At 54.0% G+C, this 1,718-nt stretch carries 2 protein-coding genes; both read left to right on the plus strand.

What is annotated here, in order from left to right; genetic code table 11:
- Window positions 1–294, plus strand: a 294-nt coding sequence (locus tag BVER_RS34925) for a hypothetical protein (RefSeq protein ID WP_232316911.1), incomplete at its 5' end; no start/stop codon positions are given.
- 69 nt (window positions 295–363) lie between these two features.
- Entirely contained in the window at window positions 364–636 is a 273-nt protein-coding gene (locus BVER_RS36105) for a cytotoxic necrotizing factor Rho-activating domain-containing protein (RefSeq protein WP_502255043.1), read from the plus strand.
- The last annotated feature ends 1,082 nt before the right edge of the window (window positions 637–1,718 follow it).

Genomic DNA, 1,718 nt, shown 5'->3' on the forward strand with positions numbered 1-1,718 from the left:
GCATTCTTCATCCATGGCCTGATCGGCGCTTTGTCGTCAAGCACTCAAGGTAGGAGCCCGGTGCCTAAATTGGGCACGCCGGGATCTGTGCGGGGGGTGTTCAGTAATGGACATCCCTACCGCAATCGGCGCTTCGATCGATGCCCACGGCATGCGATTGGCCAGCACAGCGAGCGGGTGAAGTTGATCAATCATGCTGTCCAAGCGGCTGCGAAAGAAATCGGGCGTGCTCATCGGCGAGGTTCCAAACTCCCAGGAGACCATTCAGATCAATATCGCTTCTGGGAGTTCTGAAAAACACGATCTTCCGGCAACCCCTTGCCATGCTTGGCTTCGACTAATTCTGAAGAACTGACTAATGACTTGGTTGATACAGTAAGTGCATTCGACAGATCTGCGATAACTTATCTGGGCAAAGAAGGCACAAGGATCGATCATGTCCAGGAAAATGTTTCCGTTTTCGATTATAACCACGCGCAAGCGCCCCGTTTTGCTATTAGAGCTGGATACAGTTACGCTTTACTGGCTCGGAATGCTGGAAAAGTCAACGTCAAAGTGTTTTCGGAAGATGTCGTCATCAATCCGAGTAATAATAAAATTACTGTTCTCCGTTCAATGAAGGCCCGTCTGCATTAAGAAATTAAAATTCCGATCCAAATGGATGGGCACTGTACGAGTACATTTACGTCCGATTTTGGAAAACCAAAATCATACACCCCGGTGAGACAGTTTTCCCGTCCCAGTTGCGCTGTTTTGGGCTCACTCGGGAGATACCTTTTCGCCATCTAGACATAATGTATTGGACCTGCTGCACCTCAAGCGACGCTGGTTAAGCTTGAGGCTCCAAAAAAACCAAAGGCTCAGAGCCGCAATTGAGAAGAGCAGGTCGCGAAGCAGTTTAGCAAGTTCGTTGGGTTGGATGTGCACAAGGCAACGATTGCGGTTTCTGTGGCCGATGCGAACGGAGGGGAAGTTCGTTACGTTGGCGAGATTGCGAATACGCCGGAGGCGATCGAAAAGCTGGTTCGGCAGTTGAGAAAGGGAGACGCGCATCTTTCGTTCTGCTATGAGGCAGGGCCGTGTGGATACGGGATTTACCGTAAGCGCGCAGAAATCGACGTCTAGCAGTCGGGGATCTGACCGTGCAGGCTATGTCCACTGATTTTTTTACCCATCGCCCCCGCACGGATCCGTAAGTGCAGAATTACTGCATACGGCTCTTGCCAAAGGTGTTGACGCGAAACCGCTCGGTCGGGTAACCGCTCGGTCCCGTGGGAATGGACGATTTCTTGAACGGGAACCGCGAGATCTCCGGACCGCCCTCGCCAGCCGGGCGATGGGTCGCATGGTGAAGGCTGGGAGCCGTAGGCCATGATGTACGGTCCGGAGAAGTCAGACCTGCTCATAGTACCAGGGAAGCCGGCGAACAAAGCGGCATCGGTCGTGGCGGAGTTGGTGGAGGGAAGGAGCGTGACCGAAGTGAATGCGATGCATGCAAAGCATGGTCTGGACGCAGAGCTGGGTAGCCGTGTCACAGGCGCAGAGTCGCATACGGGAAGCAGTCAACAGAAACAGGAAGGAGAAACTGACATTGAACCGCCCCGGCTTTGTCGGAGACCGCCGAGTTTGGCGCTACGCCGCGCGAGCGGAAAGCACCGGATTCCGATTGTACGCTTCCTCTGCCTCCGCCGGCGACACGTACCCAAGCGGGCCGAGCA

Source organism: Candidatus Burkholderia verschuerenii (assembly GCF_001189365.1).
Taxonomy (GTDB): domain Bacteria; phylum Pseudomonadota; class Gammaproteobacteria; order Burkholderiales; family Burkholderiaceae; genus Caballeronia; species Caballeronia verschuerenii.